Source organism: Martelella limonii (assembly GCF_013344475.1).
GTDB lineage: Bacteria > Pseudomonadota > Alphaproteobacteria > Rhizobiales > Rhizobiaceae > Martelella > Martelella limonii.
The window spans coordinates 129,828-156,764 of the sequence record NZ_JABUOU010000003.1 but is presented as its reverse complement, the minus strand read 5'-3'; the positions used below and the strand labels follow the sequence as shown (position 1 = coordinate 156,764).

Genomic DNA, 26,937 nt, shown 5'->3' with positions numbered 1-26,937 from the left:
GCAGCGGTCACGCAAACCAGGTTCTTTGAGCCGTGGTTAACGGCACGTTGACCGTCATTGGTTTCGGTGTGACATGCAGCAGAAATGATCTGCCTGCCTATCCACTCGATCTCACCTATCGCTTTGCAAATGTGAACATCATGACCGTTCTGATCACCGCCGACCTGCATCTCGACCAATGGCTTGGAGAAGGACGTGACCCCTTCGCCGCGCTGCCTGGTGAGATCCTCGGTACATTGGATGCACTGATCATCGCAGGAGATCTGGCGGACAAGCCGAAGATCAGATGGCCAAGATTGCTCCGGTATCTCGCGCGTCATATCGACCCGGCACGTATTCACGTGTTCCCAGGAAACCACGACTATTATCACCACGTCATTGATGGCGATGACCGTCTTGCCGAATTGACAGCTCAGGCTGGCGCCAACTTTGTTCAGAAAGCAGCAATCACGATCGGCAATACGCGGTTCCTGTGTTGCACGCTCTGGACTGACTTCACGCTTCACGGCGCGCCTGCGGCTGCCATGGCGTTCGCCAGAACACGGATGAATGATTACCGCTATATCCGTAAAACACCCCGCTACGGCAAGATCCAGCCATCAGACACGGTGCTCGTTCACGGTGATCATCGGCGCTGGTTGGAAGACCAGTTGGCGACGCCGTTTGCTGGCAAGACGGTGGTGGTCACGCATCATTGCCCACACCCGGAGCTGCTGTCAGAAGCGCCAAGCGATTTTGATCCGATCTACGGATCGGACCTTCGGGAAATGATAACGAAGCACAATCCTGACGCCTGGTTATTCGGGCATACGCACCGGCAGCGCGAAACCGTTGAAGGCGACACGATCATTCGCAATGTTTCGCTTGGTTATCCGTCGGAAGTGGAGGCTGGGCAGGAAGCTGAAGTCTTGATGCGGGGAATGATTGAAGCCTAGATGTAGCTGCAGGTCGCCCTGACACTGTCGCGTGGTTTACTCCTCCGGAAATCGCTGAAACTGAACTTCGCTGGAAACAAGTATGATGTTGATTGAGCATATTTAATTCAATTAACTGAATGCCAGAAGTATTTAGATTTGTTATCCTTCGCTGATGAATCAGAGCTCGCCTAGCCAATCGCCTTCAGTAGTGCCGCTTCCTAATCAACCTCGGGAAGACACGCTTCCTTGTCATTCTATTCCTGAAGACCGCTTTGAAGCGGCGTGCCGAGAATTGGCGCGTTTTGCTTTTCCAGAACTTAAGCGATTTGAGCTAAAAAATGCGAAGGGAGACAAGCAATACGAAGTGGATGTTGAGTGCTTCAATGACAATCAGCAGCCTGAGGTTGTTATACAATGTAAACGGTATAAAGAAATTAGCCCGAGCAAAATCACAGATTGGACAAAGGGTTTCATTGATGAATTATCGGGACACTGGCATGGAAAAGGCGTTAAGCACTATATTTTAGCCATTACTGTAGATGGAAATAGTGACAACATAAACAAAAAAGTAAAGGCGGCATGCGATTTAATTAAAGCTAAGGGCCTTGAATTTTCTATATGGTTTAATGCCGATCTTACCAATTTTTTTCGAAAAGATCCGAGTTTTGTCAGGCATTTTTTCCATGAGGCCTGGGTTGACGCAATTTCTGCTGGCCCCGTTCAGCGTAGTTCAGGCAATCAAATGTCTGGATTGGCAACCGGAGGTGAAAGCGCATCTCTGAGCAAGATCGCCCAGTTGGGCTCTGCAGTTACGGCAGAGGTAGAAGGGCGAATTGATCTGCTTGAAAAGGGCGCTAAGGCTGGTAAGCCAGCTGAACTGAGAGAGTATCTCCAGGACCTTTATGAAGTGAAGGCTAAGTGGGAGCCGTTGGGTGATACAACCAAGTCGCGTATTCTTCGACGCCTGAGCCTGTTCCTCGTAAACGAGGGTGATGCGAAGAAGGCTCGCGATTGTTTCGAACTTGCGAACGAGTTTGGAAAAGCGAAGGATAAGACCGCAGAAGCTCATCTCACTAATATTGAGAGCGGCCTAGATGCAGCAATTAAGTTCCTGAAGGGATGCGATCTGCCCTCCGAGAAGGAAGTTCTATCTAGTTTCTTGATTTTTTCTGATAAACTCAGACATGCCGAGCAGCAGCTAAAGCAGTGCCCAAAATCCGCTGAACGTGAGAGACTTTTCGCATTGCTCTCGTTGAAGAAAGGAGACGGGGAGAAAGCGGCAAAATATGCTAAAGAAGCTGTGGAATTAAGTCCCACTACTTATGGGGCCAAGCTTTCATTGCTCTTGGCGCACATCTCTGCCGCCATGGTGAAGGGACAAAAGGTCGAACTGACACCTGCCCCTAATCCTTTTAATATCTATGTTTTTCGTGAAGATGATGAGGCGATCAGGCATATTGAGCAAGCCGAGGTATGTGCCGACCAAATAATACAGACTACAGAGCCTTCGATAGCAAACCAGGTAAAAGTTTGGAAACTCGTATGTTTGCTTGCCCATCCACTAAAGCGGATCGAGGCGAACTCCTATTTCCAGCGGCAGGCTGACGATCAGAATATAGACGCTCTGCTTATTGCGTGGGCAATATCAGCACCTCTTCGCGTCAACCATAGCAAGCTCAGGAAACTCCTGGAAGATAGGGTTCGGGCAGGCAGTGGTACTTCAACAGACGTTGTAGTTTCTGCATTGCTCGTCAATGACAAGTCTAATGGCGATTCGAAAAAGGCTGCAGCGGTAATTAGGAAGCTCAAAAATAGGTTTGAAACGGAGATTGATTTTCTTAATGAATGGCAAGCAATGTTCGATGGCACGAGCCCGTCTCAAACAATTGCCGATATTGCCGCCGAAAAGTCAGATGATTTCGATGAACTTGTGGAGCAAGCAAACTCAGTTGTAAATTCTAATCCCGATTTTGTTGTCTCAGCTGCTGAAGTTCTTGCACGCAGGAGCGCCTTCCGTCAGCTACATGGCCTGACAGAGGCATTGCTTTCGATCGGCAATGCGAAAAGTATTGAGCTAGCCTCAGTGGGGCTGATCGAGACCGGTGCGCCGGAACAAGCAATAGAAATTGTTGACGGTCATGAAGCTGCTTTTTTCCGAAATCAATTGCCGACGCACATGTTGCGGTTGCGCGCGATCGCTGCCGAGAGGGCGGGCAAAAGAGGGGAAGCCCTAAAGTCGCTAGAACTGCTCGATGAACAAGATCCCACTCTCGAAAGCAAGATAAACCTCATTCGAAGTGCTTATATGCTCAGCGATGAAAAGCGCTTGGTGAGGTATTCGCGTGATTTGTTAAGTCTGGACGACGATGCCGGACAACTCTATGTGCAAGTGGCTGGCGTCGTTGGGCCGCATGACCCTCAGCTCGCCAAGTCGCTACTGCAGCGATATTCGCAAACAAACGAACTTAGGGTTGAGGACGTTCCGTTTCTTATAGAGCTCTCACAACATGTAGAACTGGGAGAAGTTATCTCCGAGGAACGCTATCGTGAAGCGTTCGGCGCTTTTGTCGAAAATGGTAAGGGCATCATTACATTTGAGAACGTTGAGGATCTTCTTTCCTATATTGCTAAGCAAGCAGATCAGAAGCGCCAGTTCAGAAAGGGTTGGCTGAAAGGTGGGATGCCGGTCCACCAAGCATTTGCAGATGACAGCAGAGCAGTCGCGAAGCTGTATTTAGGCAAGATAGAGCACATATATTCCAGCTCCGACGAAAAATATCCACCTCTGATACGCGCACCAGGATTCGACGTCGTTCCGATTGCTAGACCAGACAATGACCGTAGACCGGAAATTTTGCTCGACGTAACTGCGTTGTTGTACGCGATTAGGTTCGACCTTCTCGATCATATCGAGCAAGCATTCTCGATCTCAATAGCTCATCTAACGCTTGCTGTTTTGGAGAATATGGAGCGTGAACTGAGTGTTGCCGCCCGCCAGATTTCTTCATCAGATATTGCTTTGTTCGACGATTTCAAAAGACAGAATATAGCCTATGTGGTCATCGCTGATGAGCAGCAAGTCGCAGATATGAAGCAGGTGGAGCGTCAGTTCGAGGTTCCTCCCGATTCGGACGCGATGATTGCGATTTTGCGACAAGTGCAGATAGAGGGTGCCCTGACACTTGGAGAATTCAGAAGCCTCCTGGATGATCTCTTCATTTCGGAACTACCAGCGACGTCCCAGATAGATACACCTCAAAATTTGCTCGTGGGAAGTGGTTTGCTCCTAACCTTAGTTCGCCACCGAGCTATTGATGCCTTTAGTCAGCATACAAGATTGTTTGTTCGAAAGAGTGAATTTGAACACCTGGACAAAACGATAGAAAGAACGCGGGACGAGCAGTTCGTTTATGAGCAAGTGCGCGCTTTAAGAAGCCATGTTTTAGGGCGCGTGCGTGAAAACACGTACCGTACTATCGAGAATTTGGATCCAAGCAAACAGACGGAAAGCGGAAATATCCCCGTAACACTTGAATCTGTTCGCACAGCCTTGAAGGCGCTGGACGAGCAGCCGAACTTGTTAGTCTGGATTGAAGATCGGTTTGTTTCGAGGCATCAGTTACCCCGGATAGTGACCCTTGATCATGTTATTCAGTATCTGTTTGAGGCCGGAATTATCGACGCTCAACAGCTGAGCACCATAGAGAGAACAAGAGCTGAAAGTGGCCACGGTTTTTTGAAGTTTGATGCGGACACAGTTTTCTCTGAGCTCAAGATGCTGGTCCAGGGGCAAGAAGCTTTTCGCGAAAACACTTCGATTCGACGGCAACGTTCGTTCTTCTCGAACCAAATCGAACTTCTGACGTTTTTGGACTGGGGTGAACACAGAACGATAGACGGTCACTTTATCGGCGATCCCCGCCACGCGCTTGATGCTCTTTATTTTGTAACCGACCTGTTTTCGCAGATTTGGTGCAGTCGGGATATCGATATCAACGATAAACGGAAACTGAGTCACTGGGTGTGGGCGAACTGCAGGGTTGAGTTAGCCAATCGGAATCATAGTGAAGACGCGCAAGAAAGATACGAGACGAACCTTTCTTTGCTTCTATTGCACAATCTAACCTGGCCCTTCACTGAAAAACTCCAATCAGAAGGAGCGGAATGGGAGCACTATAAGGACTATCTGGATTGGTATTGCGATAATATTTTGATGCCACGCTTAGCGTTCGATCAACGTTTACGGCGTCGATTTGTTGCAAGCATAGCGAACTTGTTGTCTGCCCGGATCAGTACGTCAGATGATAATAATAGCGATATTGCCCCTGAAATTGTGAGTAGGTTCTATTGTAAGGAGGTATACGCATTTCTTCAGATGATTGATGTTGATTTGCGTCTTGAAATATTAAATTTTGATGATTTCGCGAAAAAAATCTATGTGTCAATTGATAACTCGATATCAACCTCGGTGGGCCGTTATATGGCGACATCTGTATGTGAGAGTATCGAAAAAGCTCTTTTAGAGAAAACAGAAAGAGGTGAATTAGAGGCTGACATAACGACGGCCGAAGGTGAAACACATAGTTTGATCGTTCAGGACATAGAGAGAGAAATACCGACTGTTAGTATTAAAAGGAATAGTGATCTAATTTATCTGCAAGATATAGCAGTGGCGATTTCATTACCAAATCGTGAAGCGCGAAAACGCGCTGCCTTTTCGATTAAAGATAGCCTCCACACTACGCGCGAAGTTGCTGAGAGTATCTGCAAGGCAATTTCCGAAGCGAATGAAGTGTCAAAGCGCCTTCACGCGTTGAAAGTTGCACATTTGCTCGATTTCTCATTCGCTGAGGAGCGGCTGAAAGAAACTTTGGTTGATAGGGAAGATGTCTCAATTGAGCTTTTTTCGTTGCCTGCAGTTGCAGCTCTGGAGAACTATCTGCGGATTGATTTGACTGGGGAGCAGCCGCTGGAGGTGGTGCTTAAGGGCGGGTTCGACGTATTGAGTCGTGACATGGGCATGGAGACGGCTAGAGAGAGATTCTCTGCTTGTCCTCTCGATGTGACTTTTTTCGGTTCGGTTGAGCCAAAATTTCCTGTTCGGGCGGATACCATGTTCCAGCTAGCCAACGTGGTGCGAGACGCGGATTTGGACAGCATCGAGAGCGATAAGAATCTCGTGCAGATTTTTGAATTTGTCTGTGAGTCTGTGAAAGATCAGTCGGACTTTTTCGCAGCTCTTGTACGAAGAGGAGCGAAATATGCCGCGGTTACAAGTGATTGGCAGCAAGTTTCAGCTCCCGCGCGGATAACACTTCTGTGGATTTGGGCGGAGCGAATATGCGCAGCTTTTGCGTTTGCTGGGATCGACGTTAAGCGACTAAAAGTTTGGCTCGATAGGCAGCGTGTCCCAGGCTTTTTCATGCCTTTAGTGTGCGCCAAATCAGATAGAGACGTCGATCTGCGGTGGGGAAGCGAATTGAGTGCTGATGAAGTTCGTCATTTTATTTTTGGCGATATTCGGCATGGCATCTCACGGATAACTGACGATGGGCTGCGGCGGACGGTTGGTGAACTTGTGGGTATGCATGTTGAGGGTGCCTGGTACCCTAATTCATCTTTGCTTCTGGCAAGCGGTGATTCCGCAGAAGGTCTTAGGCGATTGCCGACAGTTGAAGAAGTTATTGAAACTGATTGTTGCGCAGAGCGGGATCGACTTCGAGATCTTAACAAAAAAGTATTCATCGAGAAGATAATGGATTTTCTGAATTCAGATGCCGATCTCAGCGAATATTGTGTTTTCTTGTTAATGTGTCGTGCCTCTGATTTTTCTGAAGAGCAGCAGAAACTCGTAACAACTCACGTATCGTCGTTGCTTTTGGCAAAAATCAATAAGATGGATGCGCGGGAGTGTACTGGATTTTTCAAATTGCTTGGAGAGCTATGTGGGAGCATCAATCGAGAAGACATTCTAGAGGAAACCATCAGTTCAACGATCAAGAGCCATCTTAGCCAATTGCCAGTTCCCAGATTGCCGTATTCGGTAAATGCAGATGGAAATACGAGTGAAAAGCTCTTCGCTAATATACAAGAAGCTTTTTTTGCATATTGCCGTGCGAGGGAGGGTGCCCCTTCGGAATTGGTTAATCAGTTCTTTAACATGATGACCAAGACCTCCCGAATTTGGCCCGATGCGCAGGGGTCATTCATATGTGTTGCGTCCTATTGTTTCGAGCAATTACCGCTCTCTGTCGCGGCTTCGGCGTGGGCATCATTTGAGCGCCTGCGAGGGGGAGCCAGCCTTCATTGAGGGGCGTTTCGGGGCGCGCCGCAGAAGGGGTATTAATAGATCGAGCCTTAGCCCCTGATACGATAGTGTTGTTATTTTACTGGTCTCATTAGGCTAGACGAATACGCGTGGTGACCGTGGGAGGAGGGGTCCCAATTTGTGCGACATTTTCAGCGGATTCGACGAGGGACGCACGGTGATGCAGGTCACCTGGCGGCTAAAGTGGTCATTTGCAGCCGTCTGCGGCCCGTTAGACAAGTTCTGCGAAATACGAGGGGCTTGAGGCTTTGGAGAAACAGTTTGAATGTCGCAAAGCATTGGCGAGCATGCTTAGATCCATTGCGGATTGGCTCAGTTCACATTCGGTGGTTACCGGGGAAGAATCTAGGTTCGTTGACCTCGCCCCTACCGATGAAGCGGATGAAGCAGGTGTTTATTCCGCAGCGTTGACTGAGGCGACCAATAATCCTCGCGTGATGAACATTGCGCTCACCGGACCCTACGGCTCGGGTAAGAGCAGTATTATCAAGTCGTTCCTAAAGCGCTATAAGCGGCCAGCCCTCCAAATTTCGCTGGCGGCATTCATGCCCGGGGATGGCTCCGTGAGCACAGCGGCCGCCCCGCAGGAGATCGAGCGCAGCATCCTCCAGCAGATGCTCTACGGCGCCGACGCTAACAGCCTGCCGCTGTCCCGGTTCAAGCGGATCCAGTCGCCAGGCCGCCGGTCCGGTTTCGTCTCGCTTGTTATCGTAATCGGTGTCGCTGCTCTTTTGCACCTAATTCAAAATCGCGACGCGGTCATGTCGGGTGCCTTCTTCAAGCCATTCGACGCCACGAATTGGTACAATCTGGTCGCCTTCGGAATCGGGTGGCTGTTCCTCTGGCGAGTCATTCATCAAATCTATGTCGCGAGCTTCGGCATTTCGCTGAAGAGCATATCGCTGAAGGACATCGAGATCACGCCAAAGGCGGCGACAGAAGAGTCGATACTCAATCGCCATCTGGATGAAATCATCTATTTCTTCCAGTCGACCAAGTATGATCTTGTCGTGATCGAGGATATAGACAGGTTTAACAACGCCGACATCTTCGTTACGCTGCGCGAAATCAACAGTCTTGTGAACGCCAATGTAGGCGTGAGGCGCCCTATCCGATTCCTGTACGCCTTGCGCGATGATATGTTCGTGAACACGGACAGAACTAAGTTTTTTGAATTCATAATACCCGTCATTCCGATCATCAACAGTTCCAACTCGATCGACAAGGTGCTGGAGCAGGGCAAGCGCCTCTCACTAGAGAAACGGCTGAAGCCCCAGTTCCTGCGTGAGGTTTCGCGCTATCTGGATGATCTTAGACTCATTCAGAATATCTTCAACGAATACGCGATTTACGTCGCCAATCTCGAACCGGCAGGCGAGACAAATCTCGATGCGAACAAATTGCTGGCTATCCTGATTTACAAGAACGTTTTCCCCAGTGACTTCGAAAATCTTCATCGCGGGAAGGGTAACCTTGCCGACGTTCTTAACGCTCACGACCGGTTTTTGGCGGCGAGCGAAGTCGAGTGCGATACAGAGATATCTCGCCTTGAAGAACTCATTCGTATCGGCGAAAAACAGTTGCCGAATGATCTGGATGAGCTACGCAGAAGCTATGCAATGGCCCTGATAGAAATGATTCCTGATAACCACTCGAGTATTTCGTTGGATCGCAGCAATTTTATTCATCTAAATATGCTTTCTAAGAGCGAACAGCTGGACGATTTTATCGAAGCCAACAAAATGTGGGCGCGTAATACATACGGTAACTTGACGCAAATTCCAGTGTCCGGGCTTCAAGCGAAGGTGAATCCAAACAAGACTTTCTTGGATCGGAAAGACGAAGTGGAGAAAAAAGCGGCCACTTTCAGAGATGCTACCTTCAAGCGCATTCGCGATCTCCGTGGCAAACTCGCCACTCTGCGAATGACGAAATTCAACGAGGTGTTTCACGAGAACCTGGAGGAAATGGACAACCTTTTCGCCGGCTTCGGCGACAGGGCGGATTTGGCTCGCTTCCTGGTTCTGGAAGGGCACCTGGATGACACTTACTACCAGTACACGTCGCTCTTCCATTCTGGTCGCCTGTCTCCGAACGACAACAAGTTCCTTATCCATATCCGCAGCTTCAGAAATCCTGAGCCCAATTTTCAGATAGACAACCCGCGAGAGGTCATAGCCGCTATGCGCGACGAAGACTTCAGTCGGAACTATGTCTTAAACATCAAGATCGTAGACGGCTTACTCGCTGACCCGTCGTCATATGCGAAGCAGATATCCAGACTGCAGAACTACATCGCCTCCGATTTCGAAGGCTGCGAGCAATTCTTTTCAGCTTATTATACCCATGGCGCTGAGGCCGCGAAATTGATAGCTGGGCTCACTCGAACCTGGCCGAGTTTCGTCACCACCGCGCTCGCAAGTTCTGCGAACTTGACACATGTAGCGCGTATCATCGGTCACTCGACAGACGCCGAACTGAAGAACCTAACCAGCAAGCATCCAGCATTAACCGCTTTCGCTGCGCAGAACCTGGCCGCAATCCTCGAGCAAGGGGTCGACATCCCTCCTGAACGCCTGACAATGCTCGAAATGGAGACAGTCGACCTTTCTGCCGTTGAAGCATACCCGGGGATCGTGCGGGCCCTGTTCGACGGTGGGTTCTACGAAATCTCGATCAACAACATAAACTTCATCCTCCGGACTTTCCTCCAAATCGAAGACGAAGGCGGGCCGGCTGAACAGAACTACACGTTAATCTTGGAATCGGGCAGCGAACCACTGTTGAAGAAGATTGATGGTCAGTTCGACGAATACCTTGAGAACGTCCTTCTCCAACTGCCTGAAAATCGACGCGAGAGCGTCGAGGCAATGCGTCGCGTCGTTACCCGGGAGGATCTCGAATTCGAGCCGCTGGTGAGTTTCTTGGAGCAGCAGTCAACCTCGCTACCGAGTCTGGATGACGTTCCCGACAAGCTTCACGTTACGCTTTTTGAGATCGGCAAGATCGACCCCACTTGGGAGAACTGCCTAGCCTTCCAGAGGAGCGAAAGCTACAGCGTAGATGCGCTGACCGATTTTCTCACCGGCGACGCGACGATCGCTGCGCTTCGTGGACACCCGATGCCGGACGAACCAGAGGCTCGCTCGATTCGCGTGTTCGTCTTCGAGAACGATGCCCTGAGCGATGACGCCTATGCCGCTTACGTGCAGTCGCTGCAATACAAGTCCGAGGTCTTCCCGAAGTCTGTTGGCGCAGGGAAGATGAAAACTCTGGTTAACCGAGAACTGGTGGTCTTTTCCGCCGAGAATTTGTCCCGACTAGCAGACAGCCCCGCTCTGGGTGTAGCCTTCGTTAAGAACAACATAGACGAATTTCTAGAGGTGCAGGACGAATGCGACCTGGACGATGATTTCATGCAGAAGCTGCTGGAGGCCGACATCGGCGACGGGAACCGGCTCAGAATTCTGGCAACGATGGACATCGGCATCTTCACGAGCTTACGCGTCCGAGCTGCGCTCGTCGGCGAAATACTGGTTCGCACGGGAACCAATATCGACAACCTAGACGCCGATGCCGTACGTGCTGTGATATTGGGCTCCCGCCCCGCCGCAACTCAAATCTCGCTGCTGAACCGGTTCCACATGATGTTCGACGTCGAGCAAGTGCATGACATCCTGCAGTCAATGCCCTCACCGCTTCCTGAGATCAAACCGGGTTGGGGGGCGCCGAGACTTGCGAACACACAGGTAAACGTCGATTTCGTAACATGGTTGAAGTCACGGAAGATCATATCGTCTTGGAGCAAGGTCAAGGGCGTCTTCGGCGACGGTATTCGGATCTATCTGTTCAGGAAGTAGGCTGCAGACAAACAGGCCTGCGGGGCCTCACGTCGTGGAGTTCCTACACTCAGCTGCCGCGCAGCGAGTAACGCATTCCGGCGGAGTAGCTGGCGCACTGGAATCATTCCTCGGGTTCTCCAAAAAACGGCGGAAAAACGGTTCCCAAGCAACCTTCCCTACAATTGCAATCCTCGGCGTATGCTACCGTTCGGTGAATCCGATGCTTCGCATCGGAACCAAAACCCGCCTTTTTGTGACTTTTATGGGTGCATTTACACCGAGGCAAAGAAAGCTTTTCTTACGGTTCCAGTTCGCTGTCCCAGTAGAGATAGTCAAGCCAGCTTTCGTGCAGGTAGTTCGGCGGAAACTGGCGGCCGTTGTTGTGCAGGTCCTGAACGGTCGGCTGGAACGGCAGCTGGTGGGGGATCATCCCCGCCTGTTTCGGCAGGCGTGACCCTTTCCTGAGATTGCAGGGCGAACAGGCGGCGACCACGTTTTCCCAGGTCGTCTCGCCGCCGCGGCAACGCGGGATGACATGATCGAAGGTCAGATCATCGCGACTTCCGCAATACTGGCACTGGAAGCGATCGCGCAGGAACACATTGAAGCGTGTGAAAGCCGGGTGCCTGGAAGGCTTGATATAGGTCTTGAGGCAGACGACGCTTGGCAGGCGCATCGAAAAGCTGGGCGAGGAAACCGCCTGATCATACTCGGCGATGATATTGACCCGGTCGAGAAAGACCGCCTTGATCGCGTCCTGCCAGGACCAGAGCGACAAGGGATAATAACTCAATGGCCTGTAGTCGGCATTCAGAACGAGGGCCGGCAAAGCTTGAGGCGAGACTGCAATCGTCAAGTTGCTCTCCTGATCGATTCGGCATCTATCCTTTGTATATTAGGCTCGTTGTTACAGCATTGTGAAGCCTGATAAATCATCCGCATTTGCGGGCCGGAAAATCTCCGGCAGCGGCCTATCCGACCGGCAGGACATCCCGTTTCGTGATCCGCGCATAATGCGCCCAGAGGACCCTGGCGGCGACGGACCGGTAAGGCTTCCACGCCTGCGCAAGCGCGCGGAGCGCATCGATCTCGGGTCGCGTGCTGTGGCCCAGGGCATCTGCGGCGGCAATCCTGAGTGCCAGATCGCCCGCCGGAAATATGTCGATATGGCCGGCGCAGAACATCAGATAGACCTCCGCCGTCCAGGCGCCGATCCCGCGATGGTGCATCAGGCGCTTCATCGCCTCGTCGGCCGGCATGATGCCGATGGCCGCAAGGTCCAGCGTGCCGTCTGCAATGGCATTCGCAACGCCCTTGAGCGTCGCCTGCTTGGCGCGGGTGAGGCCGATCCCGGCCAGCGCCTCGGGCGAGAGGCGGAGATAGGTTTCAGCCGTCAGGGGGGATGCGGCTGCGGACAAGCGCCCAAAGATCGCAGCTGCTGCCTGCTTGGAAATCATCTGCCCGGTCACGATCTCTGCAAGGCCCGCAAAGCCTGCCGGCATGAGGCGAAGCGGTATTTCCGGGCATTGGGCCGCGATTGCGCCAAGACGCGGGGATTGTGCGGCAAGGGCGCCGAGCGCTATTTGAAGATCATCAGCATTGCCAATCCGCTGCATCCGACTTACCCCTTCGGTGTGAAACTCCGGATGTCTCTTTGCATGGAACCAGCTCAGGATCGACCCGTTTTCCGCTTCGCGCCAAGCCCGAACGGCTATCTTCATCTCGGCCATGCCTTTTCCGCGTTCGAAAATCAGGCAAGGGCGGAGGCCGTGGGCGGCAGGCTGCTGCTCCGGATCGAGGATATCGACCAGACCCGCGCCACGCCGGAACTCGAAGCGGCGCTGATTGCGGACCTGGCCTGGCTCGGCCTTCGTTTCGAAACCCCGTATTTCCGCCAGTCTGAGCATTTCGGAGACTACCAGGCGGTGCTTGAACGGCTGATGGCGATGGGCGTCGTCTATCCGGCCTTTCTCACGCGCGGCGACGTGCGCCGTCACGTCGAAGACTATGAAAGGTCGGGCAGGCTTTGGCCGCGCGATCCGGATGGCGCGCCGCTCTATCCCGCAACCGATCGGGAGCGGAGCGGTGACGAGCGCGCGGCGCTTCTGGCGTCAGGCAGACGGCATGCATTCCGCCTCGATATGGCGGCAGCGCTCGCGCTTGTAGAGGAACCGTTGTTCTGGCGCGAAGACACGGATGGCGGCATGGTTGATGTCGAGGCCGATCCTGCTGCGTGGGGCGATGTGGTGCTGTCGCGCTCGGATGCGCCGTCAAGCTATCATCTCTCGGTCGTCACCGATGATGCGGCGCAGAACGTCACCCATGTGGTGCGCGGGCGCGATCTCTATCACGCAACCGCCATCCACCGCCTGTTGCAGACGCTTCTCGGCCTCAAGGCGCCGGTCTATCGCCATCATCGGCTGATCCTTGGCGCGGATGGCCGAAAGCTGTCGAAGTCCAACGGCGACACGGCCCTCAGGCAATTGCGCGCCGACGGCTCTTCAGTGGCTGATATTCTCGTCCTTCTGGGGATCTGAATGTTTGGCGCGGCGTGACCGCCGCCGGCTCCAGGGCGCGTGCTTGATGACCTTGTATTTGAGAAGGGCCGCATTCACCTCTGCCCCCAGCAGCAGGATGACGCCGATCGAATAGAGAAACACGAGCAGGATCATCGGTGTGGCAAGCCCGGCATAGGTGGCGCTGTATTGCGCAAAGGTGCCGAGATAATAGGCGAAGGCCGAGGCGAAGATCGACCAGAACACGAGTGTCAGCAGGATGCCCGGCAGCACGTCGACGAGACGGCGCCTTCCGGCGGCCAGAAACAGATGGCAGATGATCAGGCCGAACATCAGGAGCAGGAACGTACCAACCAGCCGCGCGCTTGAAAGCGTGGTGAGCCCTGTTTCCAGCCACGGAAACCAGCGTTCGGCAAAATGCAGCGCGATCGGAACCAGCACGAACATGATGCTGAGAAAGGCAAAGATGATCGAGGCCAGCAGCACGAAGCCGAGGCTCTTGATCCGCAGCCACCACCAGGTCCTGGTTTCCTCAACGCGGTAGGCGCGGTTGAGCGACAGCCGCACGGCTTCGACGCCGTTCGAGGCAAAATAGGCGGCCGCCAGAACCGAAACCGTCAACAGCCCGCCGCGCGGCACGGTAAGCACCTGCCGGATCTGGTTTGCAACCGGTTCTGCAATCTCCTTCGGCCAGGCGCCGACGATGGTGTTGATGGCAATGTCGGCAAACCGGTCCGCGCCCAGAAAGCCCGCAAGCGTGGTGCCGAAGATCAGGAAGGGAAACAGCGCAAGCAGCGTCGACAGCGCGACATGGCTTGCCATGGCCCAGCCGTCGTCCTCGCTGAAATGATAGATCGCATCATAGGCCACCTTGAACGTCGTCCGGATCGGCTTCTTCATTCTTGCTCCAACAGGCGTTTCGCGGGCGTGCTGCGATCCTTATATAGTAAGAACACCGCATTCGTGTACCGGAGTATTCAATTGGCCGAGCAATCCACGATTATCGTTACAGGCTGTTCCAGCGGCATCGGCGCATACTGTGCCCGTCAGCTGAAAAAGGAAGGCTGGCGGGTGTTCGCGACCGCCCGCACGCCGGAAGATATCGCGGTCCTCGAAGCCGATGGGCTGGAGGCCTTCCATCTCGACTATACCGATGAGGCCTCGATTGCCGCGCTTGTCGAAGACGTTGCCGCACGAACCGGCGGGCGCATCGATGCGCTTTTCAACAATGGCGCATACGGCCAGCCGGGCGCGGTAGAGGATGTCGCAACCGATGTGCTGCGCGCCCAGTTCGAGGCCAATGTCTTCGGCTGGCACGCGCTGACGCTGAAGGTCCTGCCCTTCATGCGGGCGCAGGGGCATGGGCGGATCGTGCAGTGCTCCTCGATCCTCGGACTCTTGCCCTATCGTTATCGCGGGCCTTACTCCGCCTCGAAATATGCGCTCGAGGCGCTGTCGCTGACATTGCGCATGGAGCTCGATGGCACCGGCATCTTCGTCAGCCTGATCGAGCCCGGCCCGATCGCCTCGCGGTTCACCGCCAATGCGCTGAAACATATCCACGCCAATATCGACCTTGAAGGCTCGCACCACGCGGCCGAATACAGAAAGCAGCTTGCCCGGCTCAGCGGTTCCGGGCCGGAAAACAAGAGCCGTCTGGAACCCGACGCGGTGCATGCCGTTTTGAAGAAGGCGCTTTCGGCAAAACGCCCGCGCCCGCATTATCCCGTCACCACGCCGGCCAAGCAGGGCATGTTGCTGAAGCGGGTGATGCCCTCCGACTGGTTTTACCGGCTGATGGGGCGGTTGAGTTGAGGAAGGCGTAAAATCATGGGCAAGATCATCGTCGAGCAGGGCGATATCACCACCTACGATGTCGATGCGATCGTCAACGCCGCCAATGCTTCGCTGCTGGGTGGCGGCGGGGTCGATGGCGCGATCCACCGTGCGGCGGGGCCAGGGCTTGTTGAGGAATGCCGGATGCTCGGCGGCTGCCGTACCGGCGAGGCGAAGATCACCGGCGGTCATGACCTCAAGGCGCGTTATGTGATCCATACGGTCGGCCCGGTCTGGCATGGCGGTGATGACGGCGAGGCGGAGAAGCTCGAACTCTGCTATAACAACGCGCTTCAGCTGGCTGCGGCCCATGATTGCCGGACGATTGCCTTTCCGTCGATTTCCACTGGTGTCTATGGCTTTCCGGCGGACAAGGCGGCGCGGATTGCGATCACGACCGTGCGCCATCTGCTGCCGGGCCTGCCCGCGATCGACAGCGTCTACATGGTGGCCTTTTCCAGGGATGCGGAAGCGCTTCTGAACCATGCGCTGAAGGAAGGCTGATCGCTCGCTTGCAAGAGCGGCCGTTTTGTCGTCTGATGGCGCGGCATTCGAGGAGGATCAATGTCGACCGTTTTCGTTTTCGCCACCGTCATCGTCATGCTGCTGGTGGTGTTCTTTCTGGCCCGTGGCCTTATCAACATGATGCTGGGCGGAAGCCCGCAGCATTCCAACAAGATGATGCAGGCCCGCGTCGCCTTTCAGGCGCTCGCCATCATCCTGATCATGATCACGCTCTGGCTGATGCAGAGCGGGCAGTAGGCACGACGGCCCCCAACCCGAAGCCCCCCTTTCATCCCTGATTGAAGGCTGGTATCCGGCTGAGGCTTGATACGTCGAAATGAAGAGGATTGTGGCAACAGCCATGGTGAAACTGAACAAGATCTACACCCGTACCGGCGATGACGGCACGACCGGCCTTGCGAGCGGACCGCGCCGCAAGAAGGGCGATGTCAGGATGGCGGCGATCGGCGATGTCGACGAGACCAATGCCACGATCGGCCTCGCCCGCCTTCAGGAGGCCGGCGCGTATGACGCATCGCTTGCCCGCATCCAGAACGATCTGTTCGATCTTGGCGCCGATCTTGCCACACCCGATACCGGCGAGGCCCTGTCCTACGAGCCGCTGCGGATCGTGGAGGGGCAGGTGGCGTGGATCGAGGGCGAGATCGATCGTCTCAACGCCGACCTGTCCCCGCTCACATCCTTCATCCTTCCGGGCGGAAGCGCGCTTTCCGCGCATCTGCACCTGGCGCGCACGGTGTGCAGGCGGGCGGAGCGGGCGATGACGCGCCTTGCCGAAGCAGAGGTCGTGTCGACGGCCGCCCTCCACTATATCAATCGTCTGTCGGACTATCTGTTCGTTGCCGCGCGCCACGCCAACGGCAAGGGTGATGGCGATGTGCTTTGGGTGCCCGGCAAGAACCGCTGATGACGCGGGCCGGCGGGTAGCAAAAGAAACGGTCCATGTCGCCGATTGGCAAGCGATCCCGTTACGGGTCGCGCATGGTCGGTTAACGGTGCCGGAAGAGGTTCCGGCGGGAAACGTTGGGAAACAGGTCCGGCAAGGTCCTGAGCTTGGAGTTTGAACATGAAGATTCTGGTCCCGGTGAAACGGGTTGTCGATTACAACGTCAAGATCCGCGTGAAGCCCGATGGCTCGGGCGTCGAGCTTGCAAACGTCAAGATGTCGATGAACCCCTTTGATGAAATCGCGGTCGAAGAGGCGCTCAGGCTGAAGGAAGCCGGAAAGGCGAGTGAGGTCGTCGCCGTCTCGATCGGCCCCGCAAAGGCCGAGGAAACGCTGCGCACGGCGCTCGCCATGGGCGCCGACCGGGCGATCCTGATTGCCACCGACGAGACCGTCGAGCCGCTGGCCGTTGCCAAGCTTTTGAAGAAGGTCGCCGACGAGGAGGCTCCTGAGATCGTGATTCTCGGCAAGCAGGCGATCGATGACGACAGCAACCAGACCGGCCAGATGCTGGCGGCGCTTCTTGGATGGAGCCAGGCGACCTTTGCATCGAAGCTTGAACTGGGCGAGGGCGAGGCGAAGGTCACCCGCGAAATCGACGGCGGTCTGCAGACCATTTCGGTCAAGCTCCCCGCGATCGTGACCACCGACCTGCGTCTCAACGAGCCCCGTTACGCATCGCTGCCCAACATCATGAAGGCCAAGAAGAAGCCTCTCGACAAGAAGACGCCTGCCGACTACGGCGTCGATTGCGCCCGCCGTCTGGAAGTGCTGAAGACCGAGGAGCCCGCATCCCGCAAGGCCGGCATCAAGGTCGCCACCGCCGCCGAGCTGGTGGACAAGCTGAAAAACGAAGCCGGCGTACTGTAAGGGGAGCAACCGATATGACCATTCTTCTTCTCGCCGAACATGACGGCAGCACCGTTTCCGACCAGACCGCGAAGGCCGCAACGGCGGCTGCCGCGATCGGCGGCGACATTCACATTCTCGTCGCGGGCAAGGGCGCATCCGCCGCAGCCGAAGGCGCGGCGAAGATTGCCGGGGTTTCCAAGGTTCTGCTCGCGGAAAGCGATGCCCTGGCCGAAAGCCTGGCAGAGCCTCTCTCTGCCACCATCATCGACCTTGCGTCCGGCTATGACGTGATCATGGCGGCGGCGACTGCGATCGGCAAGAACGTGATGCCGCGCGTTGCAGCGCTTCTCGACGTCATGCAGATCTCGGAAATCATCGAGGTGGTTGCGCCTGACACGTTCAAGCGCCCGACCTATGCCGGCAACGCCATCGAGACGGTGAAATCGCATGACGCCACGAAGGTGATAACGGTCCGTACGGCGAGCTTCTCCGCTGCCGAAATGACGGGCGCGGCTGCGGTGGAAACGGTTTCTGCCGCTGCCGATCCGGGCCTTTCGAGCTTCGTCGAGAATGCCATTTCAAGTTCCGAACGTCCCGAGCTCACCTCCGCCAAGGTGATCATCTCTGGCGGTCGGGCGCTCGGTTCGGCTGAAAAATTCCAGGAAGTCATCCTCCCTGTCGCCGACAAGCTTGGCGCCGCCGTCGGCGCGTCGCGTGCGGCGGTCGATGCGGGCTTTGCGCCCAATGACTGGCAGGTCGGCCAGACCGGCAAGGTGGTTGCGCCCGATCTCTACATCGCCTGCGGCATTTCCGGCGCGATCCAGCATCTGGCGGGCATGAAGGACAGCAAGGTGATCGTCGCGATCAACAAGGATGAGGAAGCCCCGATCTTCCAGGTCGCGGATTACGGTCTGGTGGGCGACCTGTTCGAGGTGCTGCCGGAGCTTCAGAAGGCGCTCTGAGGCGCAAACCGCATTCCGCCCCGGCTTTCGGGCCGGGGCTTGCTGACGGGGTCCGCCCGTTGCCCGAGCGAGGAGGACGCCATGCCGCAGACCATGCTGACCATCGATACACGGGGCCAGGGGCTCTATGAATTTACCCAGGAGGCCGACCGTTTCGTGCGCAGCGAGGCCATGCATGAGGGGTTGCTGACCATCTTCGTGCGCCACACCTCCTGCTCGCTGCTGATTCAGGAAAATGCCGATCCCGATGTCAAACGGGACCTGAAGGCCTATTTCGCCCGGATCGCGCCGCCTTCCGACGATCCGTCGATGCATTATCTCGTCCATCGGCTCGAAGGCCCGGATGATATGCCTGCCCATATCAAGTCTGCGCTGACCCAGGTCTCCGTCTCGGTCCCCGTCTATGACGGACGGATGGCGCTTGGCACCTGGCAGGGGCTTTACCTGTTCGAACACCGCGACCGGCCCCACCGGCGCGAAATCGTGCTGCATCTGTCGTCGTGAAAGTAAGAAGCCGTCCCGGATGACGTGGAACGGGCCGGCTTTTTGGCTCGCCTTACCACACCCTCGGCGTCATCCTCGGGCTTGACCCGAGGATCCAGGCAGGTTTGTGTGGAGTCGAAAAATCACTTATAAATCAATTTCTTGAACCGTATCGATGCTCGGTCTAGATCCGAGCCTGTGGGCGGGTGAGCGTCAACGAAGCGCTCTCAAGCTGCCGTGCTATCAGATAAAACGGACCGTCCCGCGAGATGCGGAACGGCCCGATTGACTTGGTTGGCCGGTGATTCGATCGAAGCGACGTGATGCCAGTCCTTCGGTCCCCGAAACCGCTCAACCCCCGACCAGATCGCCGCCATTCGGGTGCAGCACCTGGCCTGTGATGTAGGAGGAATCCTCGCAGGCGAGGAACAGCAGGCTCGGCGCCACCTCGTTCGGCTGGCCGGGGCGGCCAAGCGGAGCGTCCTTGCCGAATTCGGCGACCTTGTCCTTCGGGAAGGACGCAGGGATCAGCGGCGTCCAGATCGGGCCGGGGGCGACGCCGTTCACGCGGATGTTCTTTGACGCAAGATTGCCGGAAAGCGCCCGGATCAGCGCCAGAAGCGCGCCCTTGGTCGAAGAGTAATCGAGAAGCAGCGGCTGGCCCCGGAAGGCCGTGACCGAGGTCACGATGATCACCGATGCACCGGATTTGAGGTGCGGGCGGGCATATTTGAGCAGATGAAACGCGCCGAAGATATTGGTCTTGAAGGTGCGCTCGAGCTGCTCCTCCGGAATATCGGCGATATCTTCCTGCACATGCTGCTCGGCGGCGTTGTTGACGACGATGTCGATTTTGCCGAATTTTTCGATCGTGCTGGCGACCAGCTTTTCCGAGGTCGACGGATCTCCGATGTCGCCGGCGAAAAGAAACGCCTTACCGCCTTCCTCTTCCACCGCCTTCAGCGTGGCCCTTGCGTCTTCCGACTCGGTTTCATCCTTGTAGTGGATCGCGATGCTGGCGCCCTCGCGGGCATAGAGCACGGCGGTTGCCCGCCCGATGCCTGAATCGCCGCCGGTGATGATGGCGACCTTCTCCTTCAGCCGGCCGGAGCCGGGGTAGCGGGGCATATATTCCGGAAGCGGGTGCATCTCCGCTTCCAGACCGGGCTGTTGATCCTGAACCTGTGCGACGGGTGCTTGATTGTCGGCCATGAGCTTGTTTCTTCCTTGTGTAACTTCCGCGCGGGAACCGCGCCTGTCTGTATGCTAAAGGGTCAAGGCCGGCCGGATGTTCCAGCCGATCCTCTCATGCTTTCGGATCACGGCAGCGAGACGAGCGCGCGCCCGAGCGCCCGAGGACAGCTTTCAAGCCTTCGATGCGCTGTTTTCCAGCATATTCTGCCGTATTATGTTAGCTTGAACTGATGAACCTCATGGGGGAGGGGCTTCGGCATGGACCCTCCGTGACAGCGTGACTTTCTGAAGAGAGAAGATTGGAACTGAAATGAGATACGCCTTTGCCGCAATTGCACTTCTGGCCGCAGCGCCCGCAGCTGCCAGCGATCCCGTACTTGACGAAGCCGTCGAGTTTACAGCTCAGATTTTCCAGATCGACACAGGCGTTCCGGGGCTGGTCATAGCGGCCGTGCGCAATGGCGAAAGCGCGGTCTTCGGCTTCGGGGAGGTCGCGAAGGGAAGCGGCGAGGAGCCGGACGGCGATACGGTGATCGGGGTCGGATCCTTGACCAAGAGCTTCACCGGACTTGCGCTCGCGGCGCTTGCGGAGGAAGGGACCGTTTCGCTGACAGAACCGGTCGGTCCGCATGCAGGCGTTGTCCCCGCACTTCCCGAAAAGGACGGCCAACAGATCCGGCTGATCGATCTCGCCACCCAGGCAAGCGGTCTGCCGCGCGAACTGGTCGATGTCGAGGGCGTCGAGAAATACAGCGATCAATCGTTTGCAGCCAATCTTTCCGAAAATTCCCTCCTGTTTGCGCCGGGCAGCGGCATTGCCTACTCAAATGTCGGCTTCGACGTGCTCGCAATGGCTCTTTCCAATATTGCAGGTGAGGCCTATCCGGACCTGCTCAAGGCCAAGGTCCTCGACCGGATCGGGCTGACCGCGACAAGCTATGATCGCCCAGCAGGCGAAAACGTCATGGTCGGCTACGATTGGAACGGCAACGAGATGGATCCCGGCGAACCCATCGCAAACCGCAGCGGGGCATCGGGCCTTTACACCACGGCCAATGATATGGTGCGGTATCTTCAGTGGAACCTCGATCGCTTCAGCACGGATGACGCGGAATTGCGCGCCATCAGCCATGCGGCCTGGCTGATGCGCGATGGTCTCCAACCGGTTCTGGGCATGGATGAATCCGGCCACATGGATGCAATGGGGCTTGGCTGGGTGATCATGATGCCGGAAGGCGACCGTCCGCTCATCATCCAGAAGGCCGGCGGTACCGATGGCGTGTTCTCCTATACCGCCTTTGCGCCTTCACGCGGCGTCGGCATCTTCATCGCCATCAATCAGTTCAATTTCGCAGCCGGCGCGGAAATGGCGCAGGTCGTCAACAAACTCATCGGCACGCTCGCACCACGCTGATGCAAGTCCGCCCGGGAAAGCGGACGCCGCATTCCCGGGTTCCGGCGCCCCTCAGCTTGAAGCCTGGTGGGCGTCCTTTTTGACCGGGAAAAGATGCGCTCTTTCCGGATCGAAGACGAGCGTGATCTCGCTTCCGGTCTGAAGCGGGCGATCCTCGGCAAGGGCTGCAACGATGCGGCCGCCGCGGGTCAGCTCGACATTGATAACGGTCTCGGTGCCGAGACGCTCCACAAGCGTGACCGTGCCGTGCAGCCCGCCGGCCGTGCCACTTTCCACGACATCGAGATATTGCGGCCGCAGACCCAGCCGCGCGGTCTTATGGCCGGCAAAATCGAAGCGGCTTTTCTGCAGCGTGACTGCATCGAGCGCCTCCGACTTCACGGTGATGCCCCGGCCGGTGTTTTCCACGATATCGACATCCATGAAATTCATCGATGGCGAGCCGATGAATCCTGCGACGAACAGGTTGGCAGGCTCGTGGTAGAGCTCCATCGGCGTTCCGACCTGCTGGACCACGCCGTCCTTCAAGACAACGATCCGGTCGGCAAGCGTCATCGCTTCCACCTGGTCGTGGGTCACGTAGATCATGGTGGCATCGAGCTGGTTGTGAAGCTTGCCGATCTCCATGCGCATGTCCATCCGGAGCGCCGCATCGAGATTGGAGAGCGGCTCGTCGAACAGGAACACGGCCGGATTGCGAACGATGGCGCGGCCGATCGCGACGCGCTGACGCTGGCCGCCGGAAAGCTGCGACGGGCGGCGGTCGAGAAGGTGCTCCATCTGCAGGATTTTCGCTGCTCGCTGGACGGCCTCCTCCTTTTCCTTCTTCGGCACGCCCGCGATCGTCAGCCCGAAGGCGACGTTTTCGCGCACCGACATATGCGGGAAGATCGCATAGGTCTGGAACACCATGGCGATGCCGCGTTCCTTCGGTTGCAGGTCGTTGACCTTGCGGCCGCCGATTTCCAGCGTGCCGTCGGTGATATCCTCAAGCCCCGCGATCATCCGGAGAAGCGTGGACTTTCCGCATCCGGAGGGCCCGACAAAGACCACGAACTCGCCATCCTTGATATCGAGATCGACGCCCTTGATGACCTCGACCTTGCCATAGGACTTGCGGACCGATTTGAGTGACAGACCTGCCATGTTTTTCTCCTTCAGCCCTTTACGCCGGTTGACGCGATCGATGCGATGAATGCGCGTTGAAGCACCAGATAGAACACCAGCACCGGCAAGGTGATCAGCGAAAGATAGGCCATGACCTCGCCCCACGGCACGTTGAGCTGGAAGAAGTATCCAAGCCCGACCATGATCGGCCGGTGGGCTTCATCCTGCACCACGATCAGCGGCCAGAGATATTGTTCATTGTACATCTTCAGCGCCTTCAGGATGGCGGCGGTGGCGATCACGGGGCCGGAAAGCGGCATCACCACCCGGCGGTAGATCTGCCACCAGCTCGCCCCTTCCGCACGCGCCGCCTCGATCAGCTCGCGCGGGAGATCCTTGAAATACTGGACGAACAGGAAGATCGTCAGCGCATCGGCGATCCAGGGAATGATCTGCACCCGGTAGGTGTTGAGCCAGCCCAGCGAAAACCCGTCGAGGCTGATCCAGGGCAGGCGTGAGACAAAGAGCAGCAGCGGAATGGCGATGGTCTCGAACGGGATGATCAGCGTGGCAAGCAGGATCGACAGCACCACCCCATTGCCGCGCCACCGGACGAAGGTGAAGGAGAACGCCCCGAGCGAGCATAAAAACAGCGAGGCCAGCACCGTGATCGTGGTGATCATCACCGAATTGAAGACGAACAGGCCGATCGGCGCGCGGCGGAAGGCGCCCGCATAGTTTTCGAGGCTGATGTCGCCGACGGGCAGGAAGGCACGAAGCGAGGAGGTGTCGTTCAGAAGCTGGCTGTCCGGCTTCAGCGAGGACATCACCATGAACAGGAGCGGCAGCAGGAAGACAAGCGCCACCAGCACCAGGACGAGATAGCGCACGGCAAGTCTCAGGCCGTGATTGTCGTTTGAGATCGCGGCCATGGCTCAGTTCCTCTCCCGCGTGAAATAGCGCTGGGCAAGCGAGATCACCAGAACCAGCACGAACAGCACGACCGAGATGGTCGAGCCGCCGGAAATATCCTGCCGGCCGTAGCCGCGCTCAACCGCCTGGAACACCAGCGTCTGCGTCGAATCGAGGGGCCCGCCCTTGGTCATCACGTCGATCTGGGCGAAGACGGCAAAGGCCTGCATGGTGATCACCACCAGAACTAGCACGGCGGTATTGCGAAGCCCCGGCCAGGTGACATAGCGGAAGGTCTGCCATTTGGATGAGCCTTCGATGGCTGCTGCCTCGTAGAGCGTGGGCGGGATCGTCTGCAGACCCGCAAGCCAGATCACCATATGAAAGCCGACCGCCTGCCAGATCGACATGGCGATAATCGAGCCGAGCGCGGTGTGGGTGTTTCCGAGCCAGTCCACCGGCTGGAAAATGCCGAAGGTCATGCCCGACAGAAGCGCGTTCAAAAGACCGTCATTGCCGTCATAGATGAACCGCCAGAGCAGCGAGACCACCACGATCGACACCACCACCGGCATGAAGAACACGGCGCGGAACACGTTGACGCCCCGTAATCGCTGGTTGATCAAAAGCGCCAGACCCAGTGCCAGCCCCGCCTGAACGGGCGCCGTGATCGCCACGAAGATCAGGGTGTTGACCAGCGCCTTCATGAACACGACATCGCGCGCCACCACCACATAGGCGGTGTTGCCGGCATGGACCCGGAACCATTCGCGCATGCCGAAATATTGCGGATAGTCGTCGGAGCGGGTGAGGGAGCGGACGCGGGGATATTCGAGATTGCCATCCTTGTCGCGGGCGAGCTGTCCGTCGTCACCCACTTCGGGTTCGAGCCTGATGACGTTGATGCCGAGCAGGTCGCGGTAGTTCTCAGCGCCGACATAGCGCGTCGGGTTCGGCGAGATCAGCCGCTGGTCGGTGAGTGAAAAGGCGATCGCGAGGAAAAACGGAAGGATGATGAAGAGGCCGATCAGCAGGGTCGAGGGTGCCGCGAAAGCCCACCCCGCTCCATTGTTTTCCGTCAGTTTCCGGCTCATCTGTCTGTCCTCGTATTGAGGGGTTGGTGGCAGGCCTGAACATTGGCCATGATCCAATCTCCCCCCTTGAGGGGGAGATGCCCGGCAGGGCAGAGAGGGGTGAAGCCTGTCCGAGAGCACGGCGTCAGCGGCTTATGCTCTGTACCCCTCTCTGTCGCTTTCGCGACATCTCCCCCTCAAGGGGGGAGATTGGGGGTGCCTCACGCTTATGCTCGCTCCAAACAAAACAAAGGGGCCGGCCGAAGCCAGCCCCTTGTACCCTCAACCACCGTGGCCATAGCCCTGGTTGCGATCGATATCGGTGTCGATCTCGTCCACCGCCGCATCCAGCGTATCGGCGACATCCGCGCCATTGGCGATGTCGGCGATCGCCTTCTGGAACACGCTGGTCTCGACGACGTAGCCCGGCGTCACGGGGCGCAGCGAGCCTTGTGCATCCGAAAGCCCGTAGAACACGGCAAGCGGGGCGCCCTCTTTGTAGAAGTCCGACATGTCGGCGGCAGCCTGGGTGGCGGGCACGAGGCCGATGCCGTTGGAGAAGTCCGCCAGATACTGGTCCTGGATCGCGAATTCGATAAAGGCGGCAGCGCCATCCGGGTGCTCGGAGGATTCCGAGATGCCAAGCTGCCAACTGGCAGCGCCGATCTTCGAGCCTTCGCCGAAATCGGGCGCTGGCAGGAAGACCACATCATCGAAGGCGTCGAGCTTGGTGCGGGCCGTCCAGTTGCCGTTCCAGTCGATCGCATATTCGCCGTTGATGAAGCCGTTCTGGTGGTCCGCCGGATCCTGCGAAGGTCCCGGTGCGAGACCGCGCTCGAACAGCGACTGCCACCATTCGCCAAAGGCGATCGCCGCCTCGCCGTTCAGCACGCCCTCTGCGGTCTGGTAATCCGCGCGGTCGACAAGATCGCCGCCAAAGGATTGCAGGAAGGGCAGGAAGGCATAGGTGTACCACTCGCCGGCATCCGCCATGCCGAGGTTCAGCGGATATTCGAAATCGCCGCTATCCTTCAGCTTGACGAGAATATCGTCGAATTCTTCGGCGGTCCATGGCTCTTCCAGCGTCGGCTTACGGATGTCGTATTTGTCCAGATAGGACTGGCGCGTCATCATCGCGAGTGCCGCGTCCCATAGGCCGACGGAATAGATCTGGCCGTCCCATTCGCCGATTGCGCCGGGCAGGAAGCCGTCGAGCTTGGCCTTGTCGATCGGCAGGGGCTGCATGTAGCCGGACCAGGCCCAGTTCGGCATGATCGGGCCGTCGACGTCGATGATGTCCGGCAGGTTGCCGGCAAGCGCCGCCGCCGTCACGGAATCATTGTAGGAGTTCTCCGGGAAGCTCTCGAGCACCACTTCCCATTCGTCCTGGCTGTCGTTGAAATCGGAAACGATGTTCTTGAGGATATTCGATTCCGTTTCGTTGCCGGCGCCGTGGTACCACATGGTGAGTTCGGTGGCGGCATAGCCCGTTGCGGGCAGGGCCGTGGTCGCCATCAGCGTGGCCAGGATGAACGCTGTCTTGTGCATGTTATCTCCTCCGATAAGTCGCCATCAGGCAGGAGTGCCTGAAAGATGCGGTGGCGGGGCCACCGCTGTGAAGCTTCTGGGAGGCAAGGCCGCATCGACGCGGCGTTCATGAGCGGCAAAACCGAAACGCACGAGGCCCATGATAAAGAGGTGGCGGGGGCTTCCGTTGCACAGGCGAACGATAGAGCGTTCCGCGCATCCGGTGAGTTCCGACACCCTCCCCGTGCCGAAACAAAGCCTTCCCGCCGGTGTCCCTCGAACGAGGGGCACATATAATGGTGGAAAATCTCTTAACACGAAAATAGACCGCGGCTCAACCGTCGGGCGCAGAGATTTCGGCAAATGGTTTCAGGTTGCTTGAACCGCGCCTTACGCAAACTTGATGCCGGCATGGCCTTGCTTCAAGGCACGAGAGCAGGTGACGCGGGGTCGCATCGCGGAAGATGCTGGATCGTTAGTGCCCGGAACGCGACAGAGCGGCC

General features: G+C 56.7%; 20 protein-coding genes. 12 read left to right on the top strand and 8 right to left on the bottom strand.

Annotated features, from left to right (window positions below; genetic code table 11):
* The first annotated feature begins 47 nt into the window (after nucleotides 1-47).
* The 3 genes from HPQ62_RS08435 (at nucleotide 48) to HPQ62_RS08425 (ending at nucleotide 11,105) form a co-directional block, all read left to right on the top strand.
* On the top strand, nucleotides 48-935 hold the full coding sequence (locus HPQ62_RS08435; RefSeq protein WP_244629613.1) for a metallophosphoesterase: 888 nt from the start codon (nucleotides 48-50) through the stop codon (nucleotides 933-935).
* Between the two features lie 154 nt (nucleotides 936-1,089).
* The gene (locus HPQ62_RS08430; protein WP_174802103.1) at nucleotides 1,090-7,227 is read left to right on the top strand and encodes a tetratricopeptide repeat protein; all 6,138 of its coding nucleotides are present in this window, start codon (nucleotides 1,090-1,092) and stop codon (nucleotides 7,225-7,227) included.
* 305 nt (nucleotides 7,228-7,532) lie between these two features.
* The gene (locus HPQ62_RS08425; protein ID WP_483308173.1) at nucleotides 7,533-11,105 is read left to right on the top strand and encodes a YobI family P-loop NTPase; all 3,573 of its coding nucleotides are present in this window, start codon (nucleotides 7,533-7,535) and stop codon (nucleotides 11,103-11,105) included.
* Nucleotides 11,106-11,385: 280 nt separating this feature from the next.
* Here the strand turns inward: HPQ62_RS08425 and HPQ62_RS08420 are convergent, their stop codons facing one another.
* Both HPQ62_RS08420 and HPQ62_RS08415 read right to left on the bottom strand, forming a co-directional pair.
* Complete coding sequence (locus HPQ62_RS08420) at nucleotides 11,386-11,943, bottom strand: HNH endonuclease (protein ID WP_174802102.1); 558 nt, start codon at nucleotides 11,941-11,943, stop codon at nucleotides 11,386-11,388.
* Between the two features lie 115 nt (nucleotides 11,944-12,058).
* A complete protein-coding gene (locus tag HPQ62_RS08415; RefSeq protein WP_174802101.1) occupies nucleotides 12,059-12,703 on the bottom strand; it encodes a DNA-3-methyladenine glycosylase family protein in 645 nt (214 codons plus the stop codon).
* A gap of 42 nt (nucleotides 12,704-12,745) precedes the next feature.
* On the opposite strand from HPQ62_RS08415, the gene gluQRS reads away from it, so the two are divergent.
* Complete coding sequence (gene gluQRS / locus HPQ62_RS08410) at nucleotides 12,746-13,624, top strand: tRNA glutamyl-Q(34) synthetase GluQRS (protein WP_174802100.1); 879 nt, start codon at nucleotides 12,746-12,748, stop codon at nucleotides 13,622-13,624.
* Here gluQRS and HPQ62_RS08405 read toward each other — a convergent pair.
* Nucleotides 13,589-14,503 (bottom strand): YihY/virulence factor BrkB family protein, encoded by a 915-nt coding sequence (locus HPQ62_RS08405; protein ID WP_174802099.1) that lies wholly within the window; start codon nucleotides 14,501-14,503, stop codon nucleotides 13,589-13,591. The two genes, gluQRS and HPQ62_RS08405, sit on opposite strands and share 36 nt — an antisense overlap.
* 81 nt (nucleotides 14,504-14,584) lie before the next feature.
* Between HPQ62_RS08405 and HPQ62_RS08400 the strand changes: the two genes are divergently transcribed.
* From HPQ62_RS08400 to HPQ62_RS08370, 7 genes are all read left to right on the top strand, one after another.
* On the top strand, nucleotides 14,585-15,418 hold the full coding sequence (locus tag HPQ62_RS08400) for an SDR family oxidoreductase (RefSeq protein ID WP_174802098.1): 834 nt from the start codon (nucleotides 14,585-14,587) through the stop codon (nucleotides 15,416-15,418).
* Between the two features lie 15 nt (nucleotides 15,419-15,433).
* Nucleotides 15,434-15,943, top strand: a complete 510-nt coding sequence (locus HPQ62_RS08395) for an O-acetyl-ADP-ribose deacetylase (protein ID WP_174802097.1) — start codon at nucleotides 15,434-15,436, stop codon at nucleotides 15,941-15,943.
* A gap of 60 nt (nucleotides 15,944-16,003) precedes the next feature.
* The gene (locus HPQ62_RS08390) at nucleotides 16,004-16,201 is read left to right on the top strand and encodes a twin transmembrane helix small protein (protein ID WP_174802096.1); all 198 of its coding nucleotides are present in this window, start codon (nucleotides 16,004-16,006) and stop codon (nucleotides 16,199-16,201) included.
* A gap of 103 nt (nucleotides 16,202-16,304) precedes the next feature.
* Entirely contained in the window at nucleotides 16,305-16,871 is a 567-nt protein-coding gene (locus HPQ62_RS08385) for a cob(I)yrinic acid a,c-diamide adenosyltransferase (RefSeq protein WP_174802095.1), read from the top strand.
* A gap of 159 nt (nucleotides 16,872-17,030) precedes the next feature.
* Nucleotides 17,031-17,780, top strand: a complete 750-nt coding sequence (locus tag HPQ62_RS08380) for an electron transfer flavoprotein subunit beta/FixA family protein (protein WP_174802094.1) — start codon at nucleotides 17,031-17,033, stop codon at nucleotides 17,778-17,780.
* Between the two features lie 14 nt (nucleotides 17,781-17,794).
* Nucleotides 17,795-18,724 carry an electron transfer flavoprotein subunit alpha/FixB family protein gene (locus HPQ62_RS08375; protein WP_174802093.1) on the top strand — a complete coding sequence of 310 codons (930 nt, stop codon included), beginning with the start codon at nucleotides 17,795-17,797 and terminating at the stop codon, nucleotides 18,722-18,724.
* 81 nt (nucleotides 18,725-18,805) lie between these two features.
* A complete protein-coding gene (locus HPQ62_RS08370) occupies nucleotides 18,806-19,228 on the top strand; it encodes a secondary thiamine-phosphate synthase enzyme YjbQ (RefSeq protein ID WP_174802092.1) in 423 nt (140 codons plus the stop codon).
* Nucleotides 19,229-19,558: 330 nt separating this feature from the next.
* Here the strand turns inward: HPQ62_RS08370 and HPQ62_RS08365 are convergent, their stop codons facing one another.
* Nucleotides 19,559-20,419 (bottom strand): SDR family oxidoreductase, encoded by an 861-nt coding sequence (locus HPQ62_RS08365; protein ID WP_244629611.1) that lies wholly within the window; start codon nucleotides 20,417-20,419, stop codon nucleotides 19,559-19,561.
* A 292-nt stretch (nucleotides 20,420-20,711) separates the two neighbouring features.
* On the opposite strand from HPQ62_RS08365, the gene ampH reads away from it, so the two are divergent.
* Complete coding sequence (gene ampH, locus HPQ62_RS08360) at nucleotides 20,712-21,815, top strand: D-alanyl-D-alanine-carboxypeptidase/endopeptidase AmpH (RefSeq protein ID WP_174802091.1); 1,104 nt, start codon at nucleotides 20,712-20,714, stop codon at nucleotides 21,813-21,815.
* 51 nt (nucleotides 21,816-21,866) lie between these two features.
* Here ampH and HPQ62_RS08355 read toward each other — a convergent pair whose 3' ends face one another.
* The 4 genes from HPQ62_RS08355 to HPQ62_RS08340 form a co-directional block, all read right to left on the bottom strand.
* On the bottom strand, nucleotides 21,867-22,961 hold the full coding sequence (locus HPQ62_RS08355; protein WP_174802090.1) for an ABC transporter ATP-binding protein: 1,095 nt from the start codon (nucleotides 22,959-22,961) through the stop codon (nucleotides 21,867-21,869).
* Between the two features lie 11 nt (nucleotides 22,962-22,972).
* Nucleotides 22,973-23,854 carry a carbohydrate ABC transporter permease gene (locus tag HPQ62_RS08350; protein ID WP_174802089.1) on the bottom strand — a complete coding sequence of 294 codons (882 nt, stop codon included), beginning with the start codon at nucleotides 23,852-23,854 and terminating at the stop codon, nucleotides 22,973-22,975.
* A 3-nt stretch (nucleotides 23,855-23,857) separates the two neighbouring features.
* Nucleotides 23,858-24,928, bottom strand: coding sequence for a carbohydrate ABC transporter permease (locus HPQ62_RS08345; protein ID WP_174802088.1), 1,071 nt, complete (start codon nucleotides 24,926-24,928; stop codon nucleotides 23,858-23,860).
* Between the two features lie 261 nt (nucleotides 24,929-25,189).
* Nucleotides 25,190-26,455, bottom strand: a complete 1,266-nt coding sequence (locus HPQ62_RS08340; protein WP_174802087.1) for an ABC transporter substrate-binding protein — start codon at nucleotides 26,453-26,455, stop codon at nucleotides 25,190-25,192.
* Nucleotides 26,456-26,937: the final 482 nt, after the last annotated feature.